Source organism: Mesorhizobium sp. M0587 (assembly GCF_040320945.1).
Lineage (GTDB): Bacteria > Pseudomonadota > Alphaproteobacteria > Rhizobiales > Rhizobiaceae > Mesorhizobium.
In genome coordinates this window covers 43,381-64,009 of sequence record NZ_JAMYQP010000033.1, presented here as the reverse complement: position 1 = coordinate 64,009, position 20,629 = coordinate 43,381, and the positions used below count along the sequence as shown (strand labels likewise).

The window sequence follows — 20,629 nt, the reverse complement described above, 5'->3', positions numbered from 1 at the left end:
AATTGTGCCGCCGACTGGATTGCGCCGCGTTGATGCAGGTCAATCGCCGGCTACACGCAAACAGATCGAGGCCCGGCAGAGCCGGGCCTCGTCGCTTGGGCGGTAAGGGCCGGAGAATACCCCCGTTCCTATTCTCCACCGCCTAGCGAATGCACGTAGACCGCCAGCTCCTTGACCCTTGTTTCGCCCAGACGCGCGCCCCAGGCCGGCATCACGCCCTGTTTCGGCGCCGTGACCTGGGCGGCAATGGCCGCTTCGCCCGGTCCGTAAAGCCAGATGGCATCGGTCAGATCAGGAGCGCCGAGCTCCTTGTTGCCCTTTGCATTGTCGCCATGACAGGCGACGCAATTTTCGGCAAAGACCTTGGCCCCGGACTCGACCAACGATTGATCGCTGACAGTTCCGGACAGGCTGGCAATATAGGCGCTGACCTGTTTGATCTGGTCGGCGGTGATTATGTCGCCAAAGGCCGGCATTTCCGACAGGCGCGTATCCGGATCGGAAGCAAAGCGGATGCCATGCGTGACCGTCTGCTGGATCTGGTCCGCCTTGCCGCCCCACAGCCAGTCGTCGTCATTGAGGTTGGGGAAGCCTTTGGAACCCTGGGCGCCGGAACCGTGGCACTGCACGCAATTGAGCTTGAACGCGGCGCCGCCGGCGGCGACGGCGAATTCGCGCAACGTATCGTCGGCCGCGATCTCCGAAACACTTTTCGACTCTATTGCCGCGACATATTTGCCCTTCGCCGCTTCCGCCGCCGACAGCTCGTTCTTGACTTCGTTGCGGCTAGAATAGCCGAGCACGCCCTTTGTTGCCGAATGCAGCAACGGCCATGCCGGATAGGCGATAGTGTATCCGATCGCCCAGGCAATGGTGATGTAGAACGTCCAGACCCACCAACGCGGAAGCGGGTTGTTCAGCTCGCGGATGCCGTCCCATTCGTGGCCCGTGGTCGAGATACCGGAGATTTCGTCGATGTGCTCGTCGCTCATGATCACTCGTCCTCAAGGGGAATCCGGGCAGCTTCGTCGGCCAGCTTGCGGCTGCCAGGGCGAAGGGAAAACGCGATCGCGCCGACAAAGAACAGAGCCATGGCGACCAGACCCCAGCTGTCAGCGAACTCCCGCATCAAATTGTAATCCATTGATAAAACTCCTCAGCGGTAGCCGGCGGCTTCGTCGTAATTCTTGAAATCGACCAGTGTGCCGAGCATTTGCAGATAGGCGACCAGCGCATCCATTTCGGTCACCTGTTGCGGGTTGCCGTCGAAGTCGCCGATTTTGGCTTTCGGGTAGCGGGCCTCAAGGCCGGACGCGTCTGCGTTGGGGTCGGCCTGCGCCATCAAATCGGCATTGGCGTGAGCGATCATGTCATCGGAGTAGGGGACGCCGACGCGCCTGTTGGCGACCAGATGCGTCGAGAAGTCCTTCACCGCGATCGGCGTGTCCTTCAGGAACGCATAGCTCGGCATGATTGACTCTGGCACCACCGAACGCGGATCCGAAAGGTGATCGACGTGCCATGGATTGGAATAGCGGTCGCCAACCCGGGCGAGGTCCGGTCCCGTGCGCTTCGATCCCCATTGGAAGGGATGATCATACATCGACTCGGCCGCCAGGCTGTAATGCCCATAGCGCTCGACCTCGTCACGGAACGGGCGGATCATCTGGCTGTGGCAGAGATAGCAGCCCTCGCGCACATAGATGTTGCGCCCGACCAGTTCGAGTGGCGAGTAGGGGCGCATGCCTTCCACCTTCTCGATCGTGTTGTCGAGGTAGAAGAGCGGTGCGATCTCCACGATGCCACCCGCGGTGACCACGAGAAGCGATCCAACGAGCAGAAGCGTGGCGTTCTTCTCGATCAGCGCGTGTTTGTCCATCAAGCCCATTGTCTGGTTCCTTATTCGGCAGGCTGCGGGACGGGCAGGGAGCCCGGCATCGGTTGTTCTTCGCGCTGGTAGCCGAGGATAGTCATGGCGATGTTCCAGGCCATGATCAGGGCGCCGGAGAGGTACATGGCCCCGCCGATGGCGCGCATGATGTAGTAGGGGTGCATGGCGGCCACGGTTTCGGCGAAGGAGTAGACCAGGAAGCCCTGCTCGTCGTATTCGCGCCACATCAGGCCCTGCATGATGCCGGACACCCACATCACTGCGGCGTAAACGACGATTCCGAGGGTCGCCAGCCAGAAGTGCCAGGTGACGAGCCGCAGCGAATAGAGCCGTTGGCGGTTCCAGAGCTTCGGCACCATGTAGTAGATCGCGCCGAACGAGATCATGCCAACCCAGCCGAGTGCGCCCGAATGGACATGCCCGATGGTCCAGTCGGTATAGTGCGACAGCGAGTTGACCGTCTTGATCGACATCATCGGACCCTCGAAAGTCGACATGCCGTAGAAGGCTATGGCCATCACCATCATGCGGATGATCGGATCGGTGCGCAGCTTGTCCCAGGCGCCGGACAGCGTCATCAGGCCATTGATCATGCCGCCCCATGACGGCATCCACAGCATGATCGAAAACACCATGCCGAGCGTCTGCGCCCAGTCGGGTAGGGCGGTGTAGTGCAGGTGATGCGGCCCGGCCCAGATGTAGAGGAAGATGATCGCCCAGAAGTGGACGATCGACAGGCGGTAGGAATAGACCGGCCGGTTCGCCTGCTTGGGTACGAAATAGTACATCATGCCGAGGAAGCCGGCGGTCAGGAAGAAGCCGACGGCGTTGTGGCCGTACCACCATTGCGTCAGGGCGTCCTGGACGCCGGAGAAAGCCGAATAGCTCTTCGAGCCGAGGAAGGAGGCGGGCATGGACAGGTTGTTGATCACATGCAGCATCGCGATGGTCACGATGAAGGACAGGTAGAACCAGTTGGCGACGTAGATGTGCGGTTCCTTGCGCTTCAGGATCGTGCCGAGGAACAGGATGAGATAAGCGACCCAGACGATGGTCAGCCAGATGTCCACATACCATTCGGGCTCTGCGTATTCGCGGCTCTCGGTGATGCCGAGCAGGTAACCGGTCGCGGCCATGACGATGAACAGTTGGTAGCCCCAAAACACGAACCAGCCGAGATCGCCGCCGAACAGCCGGGCGCGGCAGGTGCGTTGCACAACGTATAATGACGTGCAGAGCAGCGCATTACCGCCGAAGGCGAAGACGACGCCCGACGTATGCAATGGCCTTAAACGGCCAAAATTGAACCAGGGCTGGATGTTGAGGTCGGGGTAGGCGAGCTGCAGCGCGATGACCACCCCGACCAGCATGCCAACGACACCCCAGAACATGGTGGCGATGGCGCCATAGCGGATTGGCCCATCCATGTAGGCGGACGGGTCGATGGGAGCAGCCACTTCGAAATTCGTGTTGCGGATGAGGATGGCGACAAAGCCGAGCAGCACGAAAAACAGGACCCACATATGCTGCCGGAATGGCTCGTCCACACCGAACCCCGCTGCCACGAGAGCCGCAAATGTGAACAGGCCCAAGGCGAAGATTTGCGTGCCGAACTTCATGACTTGTCCCCGACGTCGGATTCCGATGCGCGGATGCCAATCCGCTTGACACCAATTCAGCAGCCGCGTTGTCGCCGCCTTGATCTATGTCAAAGCCATTTGTTTTTGGATTGGGCAGCGTCGCTCCGGCAAACGATCAGGAGACTGTCTTTGAACAGGGAGAGGGAGCTGCGATCGTCGCTGTTCGACACGGGCCGTGACAGTTCGATACCGACAGTTCGATCTGGCAGAGAAGCAGTTCCAGCGGCGCTTATGAAACGTGCGCATCTGGAAAAGCTGAAGCTCTGCGATGCCTTGGAAAGAATAGGCGACACCCTGCCCAGGGTCGATAGTCTGGCATGCCTGGCAGCAGCAAACGCGATCGTTCCGCTGTTACGCAACATTCATCAATACGAGGAGACGGTTATCTTTCCGGCCTACGAGGCTGCTTTGACCGGCAGCGACGCCAACCTTGCTTCAACTCGTCGGTTGCGCACCGAGCACGTCGAGGACGAATGCTTTGCCGGCGAGGTGACTGAAATCCTGCTGGCGATCGGCCACGGCGAGAAAGTCGACAATGCCGAGGCTGTCGGCTTCATGCTGCGCGGCTTCTTCGAAAGCTTGCGCCGACATATCGCCTTCGAACGCGAGCACGTCTTGCCGATGATCGGGGTCGACGACGACAGTTAGGCACCGGAGCGGCGTTCCAGCCGGCCCATGTTCTCCACCGTCACGTGCCGGGTGCTGTCGATCCGGATCACGCTGTCTGTTCGCAGCCTGGTCAGTTGGCGGCTGACCGTCTCGATCGTCAGGCCGAGAAAATCGGCGATATCAGCGCGCGTCAGCGGCAGGTCAAAGGTTGTCGACTGGGCCGCCGGGTCAAGCGCGGGATCGATGTTTCTTGCGATCATCAGGAGAAAGCTCGCCACCTTTTCCGAAGCACTCTTGCGACCCAGCGTCACCATCCAGTCTCGTGCTTCGTCGAGTTCATTGAGCGTCTGCTTGAACAGACGATGCTCGAGCTGTGGCGATTCCTTCATCATGCGCTCGATGGCGGCCTTTGGAAACGAACACAGCGAAACGGTGGTTGCGGCTTCGGCGTTGATCGCGCTTTCCACCTTGAAGGGCCTTCCCAGGAAATCGGGGGCGAACTGCAGGCCGACAATCTGCTGGCGTCCATCCGAAAGGCTCTTGGTGAGCTTCACCACGCCGGAAAGCACATTGGAATAACTGTCGACGGTCTCCGCGTCGCCAATCAGCTCCACGCCCGGTTCAACATTGTGCTTCGATGAGATCTTGGCGAGGCCTACCAATTGCTCGGGATCGAGCGCGCCGCAAACGCCGCGGTGCCGTGCCTCGCAAGACTGGCAAAGCACTGGGATGCCGGAACTGTGAATGTCCTGGCGCACCGTCATCTTGATCTTCCAAAGGATTCCATGTGCCGGCAACGTACCATCGCCGGAGAAAAAAGCCTTGCGGCAGTTTGTCTGCGGGGCCTTGACCGAAATCAAGGCCGCCGGCGCCCGATGTGACCAGTGTCGTGCCATGCAAAGGGGATCGGATAGCGACATGCGGCCAGAATTAGTTGCCAGGCTCGGTGAGAACGTTCCACGCTACACCAGCTACCCGACAGCGCCGCATTTCCATACCGGCGTTGATGCTGCCGTTTGCCGTGGCTGGCTGCAGGCGCTCAATGATGGCGACGAGATCTCGCTCTATCTGCACATCCCCTACTGCGACAAGCTCTGCTGGTTTTGTGCCTGCCACACCAAGCAGACCCGGCATTACGAACCGGTGACCGTCTATCTCCGCTCACTGCATGCCGAGATCGCAACCGTCGCCAGTCTTGTCCGGGATAAGGGCCGGGTGCGTGCGGTGCATTTTGGCGGTGGTTCTCCCACTATACTCAAGCCCAAGGACCTGGCGGCGCTGACAAACCTTCTGCGCGACAGCTTCGCATTTCTTTCCGACGCCAGGATCAGCGTCGAAATCGAACCCAACGACATGGACGAAGCCCGCCTCGACGCGCTTGCCGAAATCGGCATGACAAGGGCGAGCCTCGGGGTCCAGGATTTCGACCCGAAGGTGCAGAAAGCGATCAACCGCGAGCAGAGCTTTTTGCAGACCAAACTCGTAGTCGACGGTGTTCGCTCGCGTGGCGTCGAATCCGTCAATCTCGACCTGCTTTACGGCCTGCCACACCAGACCAGGGAAAGCGTCTCTTCCACCGTTGCGCAGGCGTTGACCTTGGAGCCGGATAGGATAGCGCTTTTTGGCTACGCCCATGTGCCGTGGTTCAAGAAACATCAGACGATGATCGACGAGGCGTGGTTGCCAGGGCCGGAGGAGCGGTTTGCCCAATCGCAACTGGCAGCCCACGCCATTCTTGACCAACGATACGAAGCAATCGGCCTCGACCATTTCGCCAAACCTGGCGATACACTGGCGCTTGCCGCTCGCGCAGGAACTCTACACCGGAACTTTCAAGGCTACACCGAGGATCGATGCGAAACCTTGATCGGGCTGGGTCCATCATCCATCAGCCAGTTTCGGCAGGGCTATGCGCAGAACATGCCTTCGACCGGCGAATATGGACGCATGGTTGCTGACGGCGGGCTGGCCGCTGTGCGGGGTATCGCGTTTTCCGACGACGATCGCGCTCGCGGCTGGATCATCGAACGACTCATGTGCGATTTCGGCTTTTCGGCAATAGACCTGGTTGAGCGCTTTGGCGAAGCTGGCCAAAGGCTCCTCGGCAAAGCAAGTTCCACTGCCGTTCTTGATCCTGCGCGTATGCTTGAACTTGATGGCGATCGCTTCGTCGTGCCTGCGGAAAGCCGTCCCTTTGTCAGAAGCGTCGCCGCGAAGTTCGACAAATATTTCGAAACAGGAAAAGCAAGGCATTCAGTAGCGGTATGAGCGCCGGGCCCGGTCAGAAATGCTCGCCGACCTTGAACGGCCCGATACGGGTGCCGGCCGCGATCAGATAGGCGGTCGACCAGCCGATGAGCAGAAACCCGTTCACGCCCTCCAGCGCCGCCAGGACCCGCCACGCATGAGCGGGCACGATATCGCCATAGCCGACCGTCGAGAAGGTAATGGTGGAAAAGTACAACGCCGTTTCGAAATCGGCGAAGATATCGAGCAACCGGTATAGCCCGGCCCAGAGCCAGACCTCGGCGGTCATGACGGCAAAGAGGCCCATCACCACGCTGATCATCGCGACGATGCGGCTGCGGCGCCCGTGCATGCGAAACCGAGCGACCAGGTGTCCCATCGCGTGGGTGATGGCGATCAGACCAAACGTGTGGATCAAAACCGTCAGACTTATGACGACGGTGCCGATGAGCAGATTGATGATCATCTTCGGAAGGTAGAGATTGCCGCGGCGCCTTCCTTGCTCGAAATCAAAACCGGCAGATTTCGCCTATACGGCGCAGATCGTCGACCGCGTCAGGAACCGCTTCTCCCGTCCATTGTCGAGCGAGAACATGCCGCCGCGACCAGGCACCACGTCGATGATGAGATCGGTATGCTTCCAGGTCTCGAATTGCGACGCCCCCATGTAGAAGGGCGTGTCGCCGATGTGGCCGAGCAGCACATCCTGGTCGCCGACGAGGAAGCCGGCACGCGGATAGCACATGGGCGAAGAACCGTCGCAGCAGCCGCCGGATTGATGAAACAGCACCGGACCGTGCTCGGCGACAATCTCGGCGATCAGTTCGATGGCCGCCGGTGTTGCTGTGACCTTCGCTTGCACGGTCTCTTCCGATCTCCAATGTGGGGACGCGGCCCCTCGCGGAGCCGCGCCTGCGCGTCCAAGATACGATCAGAAGAAGCCGAGCTTCTTCGGGCTGTAGCTGACCAGCATATTCTTGGTCTGCTGATAGTGGTCGAGCATCATCTTGTGGGTCTCACGGCCGATGCCGGACTGTTTGTAGCCGCCGAAGGCCGCATGCGCGGGGTAGGCGTGGTAGCAGTTGGTCCAGACGCGGCCCGCCTGGATGGCGCGGCCGAAACGGTAGGCGCGGTTGCTGTCGCGTGTCCAGACACCGGCGCCGAGGCCGTAGAGCGTGTCGTTGGCTATGCTGAGTGCTTCGTCATCATCCTTGAAGGTCGTGACCGAAACCACCGGCCCGAAGATCTCCTCCTGGAAGATGCGCATCTTGTTGTGACCCTTGAACACCGTGGGCTGGACGTAGTAGCCGCCGGCCAGATCGCCGGGCAGGACATTGCGGGCGCCACCGGTCAGCAGCTCGGCGCCTTCCTGGCGGCCGATGTCGATGTAGGAAAGGATCTTTTCCAACTGCTCGGACGAGGCCTGGGCACCGATCATCGTCGCCGGATCGAGCGGATCGCCCTGCACGATCGCCTCGACGCGCTTGAGGGCACGTTCCATGAACCTGTCATAGATCGATTCATGGATGAGCGCGCGGCTCGGGCAGGTGCAGACCTCGCCCTGGTTCAGCGCGAACATGACGAAGCCTTCGATTGCCTTGTCGAAGAAATCGTCGTCCTCGGCCACAACGTCCTTGAAGAAGATATTGGGCGACTTGCCGCCCAGTTCCAGGGTGACGGGGATCAGGTTCTGGCTGGCATATTGCACGATCAGCCGGCCGGTCGTGGTTTCGCCGGTAAAAGCGATCTTGGCGATGCGCGGCGACGACGCCAGAGGCTTTCCGGCCTCGAGGCCGAAGCCGTTGACGATGTTGAGGACGCCTGGCGGCAGCAGATCGCCGATAAGATCGGCCCACAGCAGGATGGCGGCCGGGGTCTGCTCGGCAGGCTTCAGGACCACGCAGTTTCCGGCGGCAAGTGCGGGAGCAAGTTTCCAGCAGGCCATCAGCAGCGGGAAGTTCCACGGGATAATCTGGCCAACCACGCCGAGCGGCTCATGGAAATGATAGGCGACCGTATCGTCGTCGATCTGCGAAAGGCTGCCTTCCTGGCCACGCACGGCGCCGGCGAAATAGCGGAAATGGTCGATGGCTAAAGGCAGGTCGGCGGCGGTCGTTTCGCGGATCGGCTTGCCGTTGTCCCAGGTTTCGGCGCATGCGAGGAGATCGAGGTTTTCCTCCATGCGGTCGGCAATGCGGTTGAGGATAAGCGAGCGCTCGGCAACGCTGGTGCGCCCCCAGGCGTCCTTGGCGGCATGGGCTGCGTCCAGGGCTGCTTCGATGTCCTGGGCATCCGAGCGCGCGACTTCGCACAGCAGCTGACCGTTTACCGGCGAGAAGTTCTCGAAGTAGCGGCCGGAGCGGGGCTCGGCCCATTTGCCGCCGATGAAATTGCCGTAGCGCTTGTCGAAGGGCGCCTTGACCGGGCGCGAGAATTCTACCTTGTTCATGTGTCTTCCTCCCAAAGCTGACGTCGCGGAATGCGACGCGTCGGAAAGAGACTTGCGATCTCCCATCGCTATTGCAATGCGCGGGGGATAGTGGGCGGGCGGGGTGTGTCGCAGAATTGCGACACTCATGCGCCGGTTCGAAGGTCAGTGAGCCCTGTGGACGTCCAGGCGGTTGAGCTTGCGGTGAAGCGTGGCGCGGCTGATGCCAAGAGCGTGGGCCGCGGCCGAGACATTTCCGTCTGCCCGCGCCAGCGCCCGCTGCAGAACGCCGCGCTCCGCCTCGGCGAGGACTTCGGGGCCGCTCTCCGCCCAACCAAGAAGATCGGCCGCAGGCATCGGCCTGTCGAGACACTGTTGCGTAATTCCTAGTGCCAGGCGAGCCGAACGGGTCGCGCCGACGACGAGGTCGTCCGCATCAACCGCGATCAGCGCGCCCGAACCCTTGTCAGGCACCGGCGCCAGCAGAACGCGCGCTTTGGGGAATGCCATCTTGAAGTTCTCCGCCTCGATCCGACGCGCCGCGTCGACCACGGCCATGGAAATAAGGTTGGAGAAGACCTCGGTCAGATCAGCCCGGCAGGAAGATACGTCAAGGGCAGCCACAAGATCTCCGCGGTGATCATAGATCGGCGCCGTGGTGCAGCTCAGCCCGGTGTTGCGCGTGTGAAAATGCTGATCACGGTGGATCGTCAGGACGCGCTGTTCCACCAGACAGGTGCCAATACCATTGGTGCCTTCGCTCTGTTCGTTCCAGACTGAGCCAGTCCACAATCCCCAGGAATGAAACGTCTCATCATCCACAGGCGCCCCGCGTCGCTCGACCGGCACGCCGTCGCGATCGGCGAGCAAGACGCAGCAACCGACGCCGCCCACGGCAAGATAAAGCCGGTCGAGGCTCGACTGGGCAGCCCGGACGAGCGGTTCGATCCGTTGTCGGGCCCCATGAAGTTCGGGCTCGGTCAGGTACTGCGGCGGGTTCCGATCAGTAGGGTCAAGCCGATGCAAATTTGAAGAACGTCGCCAGGAGGCGACCAGCGCGGATTTCGCCGCCGCGTCCGAAGCAATTGCGGCCTGTATGCGATCGGCATGATGACCGGATAGATCCTCGCCCATGCTTATCCTCCCAAACCCAACTCTTTCCTTTCGGCTACCGGACTGCGGCTGTTTCAGACAAGGCACCGCGGGTGTCGTATCAGATTCCGCTTTCTATGGTCGTCTAGGCAGCAATTAGTTGAATCATCTCGCTTAGCCACCTGACTCAGTCGATCCCAAACACCCTACCAACCCGAAACCCGGACATTCATTGATCGAAAGCAAAGTTCGCGCGGATTCCCCTTGGTTCCGCCGATTGGTTGCTAATGCCGCTGGCAAGCTGAGGAGCAGTCGCTGGGGCAAAATATTGAACGCTGTCATACAACTCGCGCGGCGTGAGGCGGTCCGATGGTTTCGGGGACTCTCATCGCCGGATATGACGCAAGAGCCCCGAAGCCCTCGAAATTGCGATGCAACTCAGGCCGCCATCGTCAGCATTTCTATCCCGTGCTGCTGCATTGCCGCGCCGATCCGCGCGAAGTCGGGCTGCGTCTGCGGCTCGGCCGTGCCGATGTCGCGGAAGAAGACGACCATAGAAGATTCTATGAGCACGAGCATCCGCACCGGGTGGCTGCTGTCGTTCGAGTAGTTATGCGGCTCTCTGGCCCCGATGCGCACCGAAGTTCCGGGGCCCGCGATCGTCACCTCGGGCGGGCCGCCCGCGGCAAAGTGGCGGACCGTAAGTTCGCCGTCGATTACATAGAACTGTTCGGGCGACGCGTGGCTGTGCGGCGGGGTGCCGGAGCCCGGCGGGACTTCGACCTCGACGAGTTCGAGGTTCGAGCCCACGAGGCCGCCCAGGAAGCGGATGCGATCGGCGACGACCCAGAGGGTCTGGCCGTCGTTGGGGTTGGTGACGTCAATCTTCATTGCGTGTCTCTTTCATTTGCGATGCAACGTCCGCGGGAGAGTGGCCCGAGGTGACTGCGGACAGAATCACCTCAAGCGCCCAAGATGCGGTCTCGCCAGCTTCGGTTCCGGTGAGACCGCCGTAGTCTTTCAGGACCTCCCAGGCAGAGGCCGAGAAGAGAAGATGGGCAAGCGACTTGATCTTCTCGGCCTCGGCGGGCGGAAGGGAGGCGGTGACGGGAGCGAGTGCGCGAGCGAAATTGGCACGCCGCTTCGCAACCGTACCTGTCCGCATCTCGCGGCCGGTCCGGGAATGTAGCGAGGAGCGGATCGCCGCTTCGTGCGTGTCGAACTTTGGGAAGGCTTGTCGTGGGCCATCGACGATCTCCTTCAGGTTCTCAGGTGTCGCGGAGACTCCTATCCGGGCATTCAGCCAAGGCCAGAAGGTGGCCAACAGATCGTCCTTGGTCGCGAAGTGGCGAAACACGGTCCGCCGCTGCACTCCGGCCCTCAACGCGATGGCTTCCATGCTGATCTCGTCAGCGGCGCTCGCCGAATCCATGAGTTCAAACAGTGCGGTTAGGATCCCCTCGCGTGTCTCACGCGCTTTTTCTTCGCGCACGGGGCTGTTGTAGGCACGGACACTAGACATGCGGCTCGTTCCAAATTTCACGACACTATCTGTGTCACGAAATTCGACCGCCGTCAATTGGCGTCACCATAAGTGTCCCTAAATATCGCAGTAGTACGTGAGACCTTCGGTCGAACGCGGTTGATCAGCGCTGCGCACCATTCTGTCAGCCCCTTAAGGTTGACCGAAAACTTCGCTGCCGACCGCACGCGGGATGATCCGGAGCGCAAGGCAAGCGCCAGCGATATTCAACCTCGGGGACCACCACTCTTTGAATTCACGCCCTCAAGCAAGGCGAGCAGGCCTTTCAGAATTTCGACTGGCGGTGGCGGGCACCCCGGAATGTGCAGGTCGACAGGCAGAACCTCCGACACGCCGCGCATCACGGCATAGCTACCGGCGAAGCAGCCGCCATTCCTGGCACAATCTCCGAGTGCGACCACCCATTTGGGATTGGGAGTTGCATCGTAGGTTCGCTTCAATGCCTCTCGCATGTTCTTGGTCACCGGCCCGGTGACGAGCAGTACATCGGCATGGCGCGGCGATGCGACGAAGCGGATTCCAAAACGCTCGATGTCGTAGAAAGCGTTGCCGAGCGCGTTCATCTCAAGCTCGCAGCCATTGCAGGAACCGGCATCGACTGCCCGGATCGACAGGCTTCGCCCCAATCGTTTGTGAGCAGCGCCATCAAGGGCACGCGCGAGCTCATCGAGGGCCGTGTCGCTCGCCACCGGCGGACGCTCTGTGAGCGGGGGATGTATCAGGCTTTCAAAAAGCAGCTTGCGCATGACAGCGTTCCCTCAGAGATCATGGCCCGAATAGGAGCAGTTGAAGGATTTGTTGCACAGCGGGAAGTCGGCGACGATGTTTCCCTCGATCGCAGCTTCAAGGAGGGGCCACTGAAACCATGACGGATCGCGCAGGTGACAGCGCTCGACCAAGCCGCTTTTGCCAATGCGCAGCCAGGCCAGAATATCGCCCCGGAAACCTTCGACGAGGGCCATGCCCTCGCGCGGCCCGTCTGCCACGACGAGATCAACGCGGATCGGACCGCCGGGCAGCCGCTCCAGGATTTGCTCGATGAGCGACAGACTCTGTTCGACCTCGCGGATGCGGATCCAGACGCGGGCGTTCACATCGCCCTCCTTAAGGACAGCTACGTCGAAAGTGAGTTCATCGTAAGGGGGGTAGCTCGGACTGCGCCGCGCGTCGAACTCGCGACCAGAGGCGCGGCCGACATAGCCGCCGGCTGCGTATTGCCGAGCGAGTTCCACCTTCAGTCGGCCGGTTCCGACGGTCCGGTCCTGCAGCGACGCGGTGTTGTCGTAGAGTTCAATCAGGTGAGGAAAGCGTTGCCTGATTTCCGCGATCACCGACCGAACCGAGCGCTCTCCCTCCTCGCGTAAATCGCTTGCCAGCCCTCCGGGTACGATAAGGTCACGCATCAAACGGTGGCCGAAAGCAGCATCGCTCGCCCGCAATACACGCTCACGCAGCACCCCGCAGTGGGCATGCATGAGCGCGAATGCAGCATCATTGCAGATGGCGCCGATGTCGCCCAGATGATTGGCCAGGCGCTCCAACTCGGCCATGAGCGCTCGCAACCAGACCGTGCGTGATGGAACCTCGATACCCAGCGCCGCTTCGACCGCGCGGGCAAAACCAAGGGAGTATGCCACGGTGCTGTCGCCCGAGATTCTGCCCGCCAGCTTGGCGGCGCGATCGATGTCGGACCCCGCCATCAGACCTTCTATGCCCTTGTGGGTGTATCCGAGGCGCTCCTCGAGCCGGACGACCGTTTCGCCGCTCGCCGTGAACCGGAAATGCCCCGGCTCTATGATGCCGGCATGCACGGGCCCGACAGGGATCTGATGCAGGCTTTCCCCCTCGGTAGGAAGGAAGGGGTAGGCGGACGCTGTCAGGGCAGATGTCCGGACGCGGGTGCCCAATGGATAGCTGACACCCCAGTGGCCATGATCAAGCCACCGTCGTGTATCGGGCGCGCCTTGTGGCAAGAGCCCAAACAGGTCAGCGGCCGCGCGTTCGAGGCGCAACGCGGGCGGATGAAGCCGGCCGACCGACGGGTAGCGGCCATCCGCGCATTCCAGGCTGACAACGCCGACGTCCTTGGCATTTTCATCGAGCAGCGCCATGTGGACGGTGCTTGGCTCACCCCAGAGACCCAGCAAGCTCCAGTGACCCTCGACCAGTTGCTCAACGGCAAAGCTCCATTTTCTCGCAGTCACCACAGCACGAGGCCACGGCGCATGATCTTCGACGCGTTGGCCAGCGAGGATGAAGTCGATCAGTGCGAGCATGCTCTTTTTCCCGTCCGGCTCATCCCAGGATACTTGCGACATGCTGGAACCATGTGACCAGTGGGGGTGGCAGATAGATGCCGGCGGCAAACACCAACGCCAAATGGGAATACATCGGAATGTAGGACGCCTTGGCTGGCGCCGTGCTGCCGCGCGGTTCGCCGAAAGCGACGCCGGTCAACCGAAGCAGCAAGGCTCCGAAAGCGAGCAGAATCCCGAATACCAACGGCATCGCCAAAAGGGGGTGTCTCGCGAATGTCGAACTCACGACCAGGAATTCGCTCATGAAGATGCCGAGCGGGGGGAGGCCGGCGATGGCGACGACGCCGATGACGAGCGCCCAGCCAAGCCCTGGATGCGTCTCCGTCAGTCCCCGGATCTCCGCTATGTTTTGCGTTCCCTTGACCTGCGCAATGTGTCCGACGGTGAAAAAGATCGCCGACTTGGTCAGGCTGTGCATGACCATGTGCAGCAGGCCGGCAAAGTTGGCGAGCGGACCACCCATGCCGAAAGCGAACACGATGATGCCCATGTGCTCGATCGAGGAGTACGCGAACAGGCGTTTGATGTCGCGGCGGCGGTAGAGCATGAAGGCCGCGAAAACGAGCGACGTCAGCCCCATCGTGATCATCAGTGGCCCAGGCGCGATCGCTTCGGGGCTTGCCGCGAGCAGCAGCTTGAAACGCAGCACGGCATAGAGCGCCACGTTCAACAGCAAGCCCGACAGCACCGCGGAAATCGGTGTCGGACCCTCCGCGTGCGCGTCGGGCAGCCAGGCATGCAAAGGCGCAAGGCCAACCTTCGTCCCATAGCCGAGCAGCAGGAAGACGAAGGCGACATTCAGCAAAGCCGGGTCGAAATGCGCCGCGTGCTCGATAAGCACTGTCCAGACCATGGCATTGGTGCCCTCGCCGACAACTGGCTGTGCGGCCATGTAGACGAGGATGGTGCCGAAGAGCGCGAGTGCTATGCCGACGCTTCCCAGAATGAAATATTTCCAGGCGGCCTCCAGTGCTTCATGCGTGCGATAAATGCCGACCATGAGCACGGTGGTCAGCGTGGCAAGCTCCACCGCCACCCACATCAAACCGATATTGTTCGATACGAAGGCGAGGTTCATGCCGAACATCATGATCTGGTACATTGCGTGGTAGAACCGCAAATTCGGCGCGGTCAGTCGTCCGGTGTGCAGTTCGTGCGCAATGTAGGAGGCGCTGAAGACGCTGGTCGTGAAAGCTACGAACGTGTTGAGCACGATGAATACGATGTTGAGATCGTCGACGAGCAGATACTGGCCAGGCTCTGGCCGATCCATCATGAACAGTGACAGCGCGGCAAGTAAGGTCAGGAAGCTCGCAGCGACATTCAGGCCGGCCGTTAGCCGATAGTTCGGCAGCGCCGCGAGAAGCCCGGCCGCGACGACTGGTATCACCAAAATGGCGGCCACGGCATCGAAGGAAAACGCGGTCATCGACGTTCGCCCCGGTAGTCGTCGAGCGCGCCGACATCCACGGAGTCAAACCTTTCGCGGATGCGGAACAAGAAGACGCCGATGACGATGAAGGCGATTAGGATCGAGAAGGCGACACTTATCTCGACAACCAGCGGCATGCCCTTGGCTCCCGTGGCGGCCAGCACCAGACCGTTCTCGAGCGACATGAAGCCGACAACCTGGCTGACGGCATTGCGGCGGGTGACCATCACCAGGAGCCCCAACAATATGATGGACAGGGCGAAGGCCAGGTCCTCACGGGCGAGGGGGTCAGCCTCGGGAGTGACCCGCAGCATCAGGACCATAGAGAGCGTCACCAGGCCTATTCCGGCAAGCATGGTCGGACCGATGCCGACGGCGGTCTCGATGTCGCGATGGATGCCAAGCCGCTGAATGATGCGATGAAGCCCAACGGGAATTACGATCGCCTTGAAAACGAGAGCGATCGCCGCAGTGACATAGAGATGATGGGCGTCCTGAATGTATGCCTGCCAGGCCACGGACATGGCGAGGACGATCGCATGAAGCGCAAAAACGTTGATCAGTGCAAAGAGGCGATCCTGATAGAGCATCATGAAACTGACCAGCACCAGACCGCCGGCGAGCAGGTGGGCGATGTCGAATGTGAGGCTGTGCATCACAGGCTCCGCGAGACGAACAGCAGAAGCGTGCCGAGCAGGGCCAGCATCAAAGCGGCGCCCAGGAAATCCGGGACGCGGAAGACTCGCATCTTGGCAATGGCAGTCTCAAACAGGGCGAGGAGAGTGCCGCTCACGGCAAGTTTGCCGATATAGAAAACGACGCCCAGAACATAAGATCCCGGTTCGGCTCGGGCGGTCACCAGCCCCCAAGGCAGGAAGACGCAGGAAATCAGCGACATATAAAGCAGAAGTTTGAGGGAGGCCGCGAACTCGATCATCGCCAGATGGCGACCGGAATATTCTAGCACCATGGCCTCATGAACCATGGTGAGTTCGAGGTGGGTCGATGGGTTGTCCACCGGTATGCGGGCGTTTTCGGCGATCGCCACCATCACGAGAGCCATGAGCGACATCCCGAGCGATACCCGCAGGCCAACCTGCGGCGAGCCCATGAAGGCAGCGACTGTGGATAGCTGCGTGGCGCCGGCGACGAGCGCCAGGCTGAACACGATCAGCAGCATGGCGGGCTCGGCCAGGGAAGCGATCATCACCTCGCGGCTTGCGCCGATGCCGCCAAAGCTCGTGCCGACATCCAACCCCGCCAGCGCCAGGAAGAACCGTGCGCTTCCAAGCAGTGCGACGATGGCTATGAGATCGGCCGTCCAACTGAATGTGAGGCCGGTGGCGAATGTCGGGATGAGTGCGGCGGCGACCCAGGTAGCGGCAAAGATCAGATAGGGTGTCACGCGAAACAGCCAGGATGCATTGTCCGCCAGAACGACTTCCTTGCGCATCAACCGCAGGAGATCGCGGTAGGGTTGGATGAGGGAGGGCCCCTGGCGGCGCAACAGTCGTGCCTTTGCCTTGCGCACGAAGCCGGTCAGGAGCGGTGCGAGCAAAAGCACCAGCGCCATCTGCGCACCTTGAACGCCCAACTCAAGGATCAGGGCCATAATGCGAGCACCAGAAGCAAGGCCACGAGAAAAAGAAAGACGAGCGTCAGGTAACGCCTGATCGTCAGGAACTGCAGATGGTTGAGGTGGTCGGTCGCAAAGTCGATGCCCCTGGCGATAGGCTGATAGACCACCTCCCAGATCACATCATGCATTTCGACATTCAAACGAGCTGGGCCGATCTCGCCAGGGGTCGGCATTTCGACCGTTTCCCTCGCCCGGAATACGAATGTACCGAAGACGCGGCGGATAGGCTGTGCGAAGCTGACGGCCGTGTATTGCGAGCTTGGAATCACATCCGGAAAACCACAACCCCAGGCCGGCCCCCGGCGGACTGCATGCGACGCGAAGCGATGGATCACATATGCCGCGGCGGAGGCGGAAAAGGCGATGAACAGGAACACCAGCAGGCCGTTGTAGGAACTGCGGCTCGCCGCAATCGGCACTATCGACAGCCAGGCCTGCGCCATCTGCACAGGCATTCGGCTGCCAACCAGCGGGAGCGTCACCGACGAGAGGCCGTCTATGACAAGACCTGGAAGTATTCCTGCAAACAGGCAAAGTGCCGCGAGGGCGAACATTGCCGCCAGCGAGTACCGATCGACCTCGTGCGCGCGTTCAACTGCGGCCGAGCGTGGCCTGCCGAGGAAAGTGATCCCGAACGCCTTCACGAAACAGGCCGCGGCCAGCGCCGCCGAGAGTGCCAGCAGACCACCAACGGCAGGCACCATGACTTTCAGCCCCCATTGTGGCAGATCGGGGCTCTGCAATATGGCCTGGAAGGCCAGCCACTCGGAGACGAACCCGTTGAAAGGTGGAAGTGCCGAGATGGCGACGCAGCCGACAAGAAAGGCAAAACTTGTTAGGGGCATGCGATGTATGAGGCCGCCAAGCTTCTCCATGTCCCGCTCGCCGGTTGCCGTCAGCACGGCGCCCGCACCGAAAAACAGCAGGCTCTTGAAAAAGGAATGGTTGAGGACGTGGAACAGCGCGGCGGTGAGGGCCAACGCTGCTGCCGATGGCATCGCGTTCGCCTTAAAGGCCAGTGCCAGACCAAGGCTTACGAAGATCACGCCGACGTTTTCGATGGTGCTATAGGCAAGAAGCCGCTTCAGGTCCTTTTCCATCAAGGCGTAAAGGATGCCGAGAACCGCCGTCAGGCCTCCCAGAAAAAGCACTGCAACGCCCGACCACCATGCCGGCTCACCGAGCAGATCGAAGGTAACGCGTATGAAGCCATAGATGGCGACCTTCGTCATGACGCCGCTCATCAGAGCCGAGACGTGGCTTGGCGCGGCCGGGTGAGCGAGCGGGAGCCAGACGTGTAACGGGACTAGTCCCGCCTTGGAGCCCGCGCCCAGCAACATGAGAGCCAGGACGAAAGCTGCGACGAACGGGGTGGGAGCGGCAGCGCGCATCGCTTCGAACGTGTAGTTCCCGCCAGGGCCTGACAGGAGGCCGAACGCAAGCAGCAGCGCGAGTGTGCCGAAGCTCGCCATCACGAGATATATGTACCCCGCCCGCGCATTGTCCTGTTCGCGATGGTGCGCCATTACGAGCGCCCAGGAGGCGAGTGACATGAATTCCCAGGAAAGCAGGAAGGTGAAGGCATCATCGGCCAACACGACAAGATTCATTCCTGCGAGGAAAGCCGGGAAGAACGGCAACACCCGATGTGGCGCGGATTCATGCGTGCCGTATCCGAGGCCGTAGAGACTGGCCATGGCGCCGCCGAAGTTGACGACTGCGAGGAAAAAGGTGGAGAGCGCATCCAAACGGAAATGAGCGCCGATCCATGGCAACCCAAGAGGCAACGCGGCAGTCGACGGGGTGACGGGATCATCGATGATGCGGCTGGCGAGAACCAGGAGCGCAGCCGCCGAAATACCGAGCGTTAAGCTGTAGATCAGGCGTGTTCCCGAGCCCGACCTGCGGCTTTCCGCAATCGCAAGCACCGCAGTCCCCAGGAGCGCAGCAACGCTCCACAGGAGGACCGCGGCCCCCGAAATCACGCCACGCTCCTCACGGGAATTTTGGCGCCCGCATCGACCCCGCCCAGAACCTTGGCAGGATCGAAGTCTGCCTTCAGCCGCACGCCACGCCCGCCCATCTGGCTAGAGGCGCCTTCAGCGATCAATTCGACGCCGGCGAGATCGAGTGCCCCGATCAGTTTCATGAGGGAATCGACATTGCCTCGGATAATCGACTCGCTGGCTTCCATGCGTTGAATTGTCGGCACGGAAAGGCCGGACAATTCGGCAAGCCTGCGCTGATCGATGCCAAGGAGCGCCCTCGCGGCACGCAACTGTGGAGCAGTTATCACGGTCGCATCCCCTTTTAACCAGCTTGAGATATTATCTCTCCGAGTTGCAGCGTATATTAAAATGTGAAGCATTCAAATAATGATGCGTGACGCATCTATCTTGCCGCTGCACGGGCTTTGCTCATTGGGTGCCTAGCCTGTGCGAAGCGGCACATGACGAGGGCCCCCTCCAGGTGCTCGGAGAAAGAAAGTTCGTGAAGCTGGTGGAGCAGCGCTGCCAAATCTGGCGCACGGCAAAATCCGGCGTGTGGCAGAGGTCTGTCGAACTACCGCCAGAGCCGCCTCACGCGAACGGACACATCCTCCAGGACGGGCATGGAGGCAAGCACCAGCAGAATGGCTGCGAGAAACAGCGTCGCCGCAAAGCCGACGTGTTTGAAACCCACAGCGCCGATGACGCCGCCGATGAAGAACAACGCAACAAGCGACGCAAGCAGTCTCAGTTTCCTTCGATCGGCCTTCACGAACAGTTCGTTCGAGTCGTTGCCTGAGATGTTCCAATAAAGCAGCTTGCCAAGTTCGATGCCCATGTCAGTCACCAGGCCAGTGACATGCGTCGTTCGAATTCTGGCTTCCGACAGCTTGGTGATGATGGCGTTCTGCAAGCCCATGATGAAGCAAAGCAGTATCACCGTCATTGGCACGAATAGGGCTTCGTGGCGCGCAAGATGGCTGCCGAGCAGACCGAAGCAGATCAACAGGATCGCTTCCAGGACCAGCGGAAACGCATATTCGCCCTGCAGACTCTGCCGCCTTCCCCAATTGACCAGGACTGCCGAACAGGCCGCACCTGCGACGAACGAAGACAAGGCCCCCAACCCGGAAAGCGCCAGTTCGACGTTGCCGAGCGCCAAATGATCAGCCATCGACGAAACGATGCCGGACATGTGGGACGTGTATTGCTGAACCGCCAGAAAGCCGCCGGCATTGGCAGCCCCTGCGACAAAGGTCAGGAAACGGGCGAGATGCCGATCGGCTCTTTCGCTTCGTTCCTTTCCGGTCAATCGGCGCAGATACATGATCATGGGCGAACCTTGCCTTTCCAAGCGGAAAGGCGGGACCGCAAGCTGACGTGCCGGGAGAGGCTCATTGGGTGTTTCTGGAAGAAAGGAGGACGAAGGACGGCGAATGCGTGGCGCCAAGGGCTTTGTATGATCTAGTTTGGCCTGCCCAACCGCGTATCTGCGTGCCGGAACCTGACGCCGCCGCTATCGCCGCTGCACACACGTTCTCTGAGAAGTTCGATGCCGGCGCGGTTCAGCGCGTTGATCACTTTCATCAAGCGATCAACAACGCCTCGCATGCCCTGGCTGGCTTCCATTCGTTGGATGGTCGGCAGCGAGACACCTGCCATTTCAACGAGAGTTTTCTGGGCGATGTCGAGAAGGGCGCGCGCGGCACGAAGCTGGGAAGCAGTGATCATTGAGGTATCAGCGGCTGAATATGATAAATGACATTCCTCATGGTATCATTGACGTTTGAAACATCAATACA

21 protein-coding genes and 1 pseudogene are annotated in these 20,629 nt (G+C 60.8%); 2 read left to right on the top strand and 20 right to left on the bottom strand.

Annotated features, from left to right (window positions below):
* Window positions 1-128: 128 nt before the first annotated feature.
* Genes ccoP through ccoN form a run of 4 tightly spaced genes read right to left on the bottom strand, consistent with a single transcriptional unit; the run spans window position 129 to window position 3,510 of the window.
* A complete protein-coding gene (gene ccoP, locus NKI49_RS25050; RefSeq protein WP_352605122.1) occupies window positions 129-992 on the bottom strand; it encodes a cytochrome-c oxidase, cbb3-type subunit III in 864 nt (287 codons plus the stop codon).
* A gap of 2 nt (window positions 993-994) precedes the next feature.
* Entirely contained in the window at window positions 995-1,144 is a 150-nt protein-coding gene (locus tag NKI49_RS25045; protein WP_127297376.1) for a cbb3-type cytochrome c oxidase subunit 3, read from the bottom strand.
* Between the two features lie 12 nt (window positions 1,145-1,156).
* Window positions 1,157-1,888, bottom strand: coding sequence for a cytochrome-c oxidase, cbb3-type subunit II (gene ccoO / locus NKI49_RS25040; protein ID WP_352605120.1), 732 nt, complete (start codon window positions 1,886-1,888; stop codon window positions 1,157-1,159).
* An 11-nt stretch (window positions 1,889-1,899) separates the two neighbouring features.
* Window positions 1,900-3,510, bottom strand: coding sequence for a cytochrome-c oxidase, cbb3-type subunit I (gene ccoN / locus NKI49_RS25035; RefSeq protein WP_352605118.1), 1,611 nt, complete (start codon window positions 3,508-3,510; stop codon window positions 1,900-1,902).
* A gap of 252 nt (window positions 3,511-3,762) precedes the next feature.
* Between ccoN and NKI49_RS25030 the strand changes: the two genes are divergently transcribed.
* Window positions 3,763-4,179, top strand: coding sequence for a hemerythrin domain-containing protein (locus tag NKI49_RS25030; RefSeq protein ID WP_352605154.1), 417 nt, complete (start codon window positions 3,763-3,765; stop codon window positions 4,177-4,179).
* Here NKI49_RS25030 and NKI49_RS25025 read toward each other — a convergent pair.
* The gene (locus NKI49_RS25025) at window positions 4,176-4,904 is read right to left on the bottom strand and encodes a Crp/Fnr family transcriptional regulator (protein WP_352605116.1); all 729 of its coding nucleotides are present in this window, start codon (window positions 4,902-4,904) and stop codon (window positions 4,176-4,178) included. The genes NKI49_RS25030 and NKI49_RS25025 overlap by 4 nt on opposite strands.
* A 154-nt stretch (window positions 4,905-5,058) precedes the next feature.
* On the opposite strand from NKI49_RS25025, the gene hemN reads away from it, so the two are divergent.
* Window positions 5,059-6,408, top strand: coding sequence for an oxygen-independent coproporphyrinogen III oxidase (gene hemN / locus NKI49_RS25020; RefSeq protein ID WP_352605152.1), 1,350 nt, complete (start codon window positions 5,059-5,061; stop codon window positions 6,406-6,408).
* Window positions 6,409-6,421: 13 nt separating this feature from the next.
* On the opposite strand, the gene NKI49_RS25015 is transcribed toward hemN, so the two are convergent.
* From NKI49_RS25015 to NKI49_RS24945, 15 genes and pseudogenes are all read right to left on the bottom strand, one after another.
* Entirely contained in the window at window positions 6,422-6,853 is a 432-nt protein-coding gene (locus NKI49_RS25015; protein ID WP_352605114.1) for a potassium channel family protein, read from the bottom strand.
* A gap of 63 nt (window positions 6,854-6,916) precedes the next feature.
* Window positions 6,917-7,249: a DUF779 domain-containing protein gene (locus NKI49_RS25010; protein ID WP_352605112.1), complete on the bottom strand. Its 333-nt coding sequence runs from the start codon at window positions 7,247-7,249 to the stop codon at window positions 6,917-6,919.
* A 69-nt stretch (window positions 7,250-7,318) separates the two neighbouring features.
* Complete coding sequence (gene adh, locus NKI49_RS25005; protein WP_352605110.1) at window positions 7,319-8,836, bottom strand: aldehyde dehydrogenase; 1,518 nt, start codon at window positions 8,834-8,836, stop codon at window positions 7,319-7,321.
* 144 nt (window positions 8,837-8,980) lie between these two features.
* A complete protein-coding gene (locus NKI49_RS25000; RefSeq protein WP_352605108.1) occupies window positions 8,981-9,949 on the bottom strand; it encodes a helix-turn-helix domain-containing protein in 969 nt (322 codons plus the stop codon).
* A gap of 396 nt (window positions 9,950-10,345) precedes the next feature.
* Window positions 10,346-10,798: a cupin domain-containing protein gene (locus NKI49_RS24995; RefSeq protein ID WP_352605106.1), complete on the bottom strand. Its 453-nt coding sequence runs from the start codon at window positions 10,796-10,798 to the stop codon at window positions 10,346-10,348.
* The gene (locus tag NKI49_RS24990; RefSeq protein WP_352605104.1) at window positions 10,788-11,486 is read right to left on the bottom strand and encodes a TetR/AcrR family transcriptional regulator; all 699 of its coding nucleotides are present in this window, start codon (window positions 11,484-11,486) and stop codon (window positions 10,788-10,790) included. Before NKI49_RS24990 ends, NKI49_RS24995 begins: the two co-directional genes overlap by 11 nt.
* A gap of 170 nt (window positions 11,487-11,656) precedes the next feature.
* Window positions 11,657-12,196 carry an NADH-quinone oxidoreductase subunit B family protein gene (locus tag NKI49_RS24985; RefSeq protein ID WP_352605102.1) on the bottom strand — a complete coding sequence of 180 codons (540 nt, stop codon included), beginning with the start codon at window positions 12,194-12,196 and terminating at the stop codon, window positions 11,657-11,659.
* A 12-nt stretch (window positions 12,197-12,208) separates the two neighbouring features.
* Window positions 12,209-13,726, bottom strand: a complete 1,518-nt coding sequence (locus NKI49_RS24980) for a hydrogenase large subunit (RefSeq protein ID WP_352605100.1) — start codon at window positions 13,724-13,726, stop codon at window positions 12,209-12,211.
* 19 nt (window positions 13,727-13,745) lie between these two features.
* Window positions 13,746-15,197 carry a hydrogenase 4 subunit F gene (locus NKI49_RS24975; RefSeq protein WP_352605098.1) on the bottom strand — a complete coding sequence of 484 codons (1,452 nt, stop codon included), beginning with the start codon at window positions 15,195-15,197 and terminating at the stop codon, window positions 13,746-13,748.
* Window positions 15,194-15,856, bottom strand: coding sequence for a hydrogenase-4 component E (locus tag NKI49_RS24970; protein WP_023758337.1), 663 nt, complete (start codon window positions 15,854-15,856; stop codon window positions 15,194-15,196). The genes NKI49_RS24975 and NKI49_RS24970 overlap by 4 nt, the downstream gene beginning before the upstream one ends.
* Entirely contained in the window at window positions 15,856-16,812 is a 957-nt protein-coding gene (locus tag NKI49_RS24965) for a respiratory chain complex I subunit 1 family protein (RefSeq protein WP_352605096.1), read from the bottom strand. Before NKI49_RS24965 ends, NKI49_RS24970 begins: the two co-directional genes overlap by 1 nt.
* Window positions 16,803-18,824, bottom strand: coding sequence for a hydrogenase 4 subunit B (gene hyfB, locus NKI49_RS24960; RefSeq protein ID WP_502899566.1), 2,022 nt, complete (start codon window positions 18,822-18,824; stop codon window positions 16,803-16,805). The genes NKI49_RS24965 and hyfB overlap by 10 nt, the downstream gene beginning before the upstream one ends.
* The gene (locus NKI49_RS24955) at window positions 18,821-19,135 is read right to left on the bottom strand and encodes a helix-turn-helix domain-containing protein (protein ID WP_352605094.1); all 315 of its coding nucleotides are present in this window, start codon (window positions 19,133-19,135) and stop codon (window positions 18,821-18,823) included. The genes hyfB and NKI49_RS24955 overlap by 4 nt, the downstream gene beginning before the upstream one ends.
* A gap of 269 nt (window positions 19,136-19,404) precedes the next feature.
* Window positions 19,405-20,160: pseudogene (locus tag NKI49_RS24950) on the bottom strand (YoaK family protein); the annotation flags it as partial.
* A gap of 131 nt (window positions 20,161-20,291) precedes the next feature.
* Window positions 20,292-20,558 carry a helix-turn-helix domain-containing protein gene (locus tag NKI49_RS24945; protein ID WP_352605092.1) on the bottom strand — a complete coding sequence of 89 codons (267 nt, stop codon included), beginning with the start codon at window positions 20,556-20,558 and terminating at the stop codon, window positions 20,292-20,294.
* Window positions 20,559-20,629 lie beyond the last annotated feature (71 nt).

Excerpts from the sequence above, each read along its gene's own strand:
- ccoP (WP_352605122.1), bottom strand. The coding sequence starts at position 992 with ATGAGCGACGAGCACATCGACGAAATCTCCGGTATCTCGACCACGGGC.
- NKI49_RS25045 (WP_127297376.1), bottom strand. The coding sequence starts at position 1,144 with ATGGATTACAATTTGATGCGGGAGTTCGCTGACAGCTGGGGTCTGGTC.
- ccoO (WP_352605120.1), bottom strand. The coding sequence starts at position 1,888 with ATGGGCTTGATGGACAAACACGCGCTGATCGAGAAGAACGCCACGCTT.
- ccoN (WP_352605118.1), bottom strand. The coding sequence starts at position 3,510 with ATGAAGTTCGGCACGCAAATCTTCGCCTTGGGCCTGTTCACATTTGCG.
- NKI49_RS25030 (WP_352605154.1), top strand. The coding sequence starts at position 3,763 with ATGAAACGTGCGCATCTGGAAAAGCTGAAGCTCTGCGATGCCTTGGAA.
- NKI49_RS25025 (WP_352605116.1), bottom strand. The coding sequence starts at position 4,904 with ATGACGGTGCGCCAGGACATTCACAGTTCCGGCATCCCAGTGCTTTGC.
- hemN (WP_352605152.1), top strand. The coding sequence starts at position 5,059 with ATGCGGCCAGAATTAGTTGCCAGGCTCGGTGAGAACGTTCCACGCTAC.
- NKI49_RS25015 (WP_352605114.1), bottom strand. The coding sequence starts at position 6,853 with ATGATCATCAATCTGCTCATCGGCACCGTCGTCATAAGTCTGACGGTT.
- adh (WP_352605110.1), bottom strand. The coding sequence starts at position 8,836 with ATGAACAAGGTAGAATTCTCGCGCCCGGTCAAGGCGCCCTTCGACAAG.
- NKI49_RS25000 (WP_352605108.1), bottom strand. The coding sequence starts at position 9,949 with ATGGGCGAGGATCTATCCGGTCATCATGCCGATCGCATACAGGCCGCA.
- NKI49_RS24995 (WP_352605106.1), bottom strand. The coding sequence starts at position 10,798 with ATGAAGATTGACGTCACCAACCCCAACGACGGCCAGACCCTCTGGGTC.
- NKI49_RS24985 (WP_352605102.1), bottom strand. The coding sequence starts at position 12,196 with ATGCGCAAGCTGCTTTTTGAAAGCCTGATACATCCCCCGCTCACAGAG.
- NKI49_RS24980 (WP_352605100.1), bottom strand. The coding sequence starts at position 13,726 with ATGCTCGCACTGATCGACTTCATCCTCGCTGGCCAACGCGTCGAAGAT.
- NKI49_RS24975 (WP_352605098.1), bottom strand. The coding sequence starts at position 15,197 with ATGACCGCGTTTTCCTTCGATGCCGTGGCCGCCATTTTGGTGATACCA.
- NKI49_RS24970 (WP_023758337.1), bottom strand. The coding sequence starts at position 15,856 with ATGCACAGCCTCACATTCGACATCGCCCACCTGCTCGCCGGCGGTCTG.
- NKI49_RS24965 (WP_352605096.1), bottom strand. The coding sequence starts at position 16,812 with ATGGCCCTGATCCTTGAGTTGGGCGTTCAAGGTGCGCAGATGGCGCTG.
- NKI49_RS24945 (WP_352605092.1), bottom strand. The coding sequence starts at position 20,558 with ATGATCACTGCTTCCCAGCTTCGTGCCGCGCGCGCCCTTCTCGACATC.